The organism is Mesorhizobium sp. WSM4817, assembly GCF_055811135.1.
The window spans coordinates 1-629 of the sequence record NZ_JBVVQQ010000118.1; the positions used below are offsets into that span (position 1 = coordinate 1).

1 protein-coding gene is annotated in these 629 nt (G+C 62.0%); it reads left to right on the forward strand.

What is annotated here, in order from left to right; genetic code table 11:
- Window positions 1-629, forward strand: a 629-nt coding sequence (locus tag AC0L2K_RS34980; RefSeq protein WP_473533658.1) for an AMP-binding protein, incomplete at both ends; no start/stop codon positions are given.

Below are 629 nucleotides of genomic sequence, written 5' to 3' on the forward strand. Positions count from 1 at the left end.
CATCTCGCCTATGTCATCTACACCTCCGGCTCCACCGGGACACCCAAGGGCGTCATGGTCGAGCATCGCGGAGTGGTGCGTCTTGTGGCGGGGAACGATTTCGTAGAGATCTCCCCGCGGGACGTCTTTCTCAACGCATCCTCGCCCACATTCGACGCGACCACGTTCGAGGTCTGGGGAGCCTTGGCGAACGGCGCCAGCATTGTGCTCTATCCTGAACGCCACCTCTCGACCGCAACGCTGGCCCAGATCATCCAAGACCAAGGCGTCACCATCGCCTGGATGACTGCCCGGTTGTTCGACGTCTATGTGGGGGAGGAGCGGAGTACTGATCGGCTACAGCAACTGCTGGTCGGGGGCGAGGAGGTCTCCATCGCTTCCATCAGGGCATGCCAGAAGCGACATCCGACGCTGCGGATCTCCAATGGCTACGGCCCGACAGAGAACACCACCTTTAGTCTTTGTTATCCGGTGCCTGCTGAGTTCGATGGCCGGCAACGGGTGCCGCTGGGACGACCAATTCGCAATTCGGTGGTCTATCTTCTGGACGGCCATGGTCAGCCGGTGCCGTTCGGGGCGGTGGGCGAGCTTTACATCGGCGGGGCGGGGGTTGCGCGTGGCTACCTGAA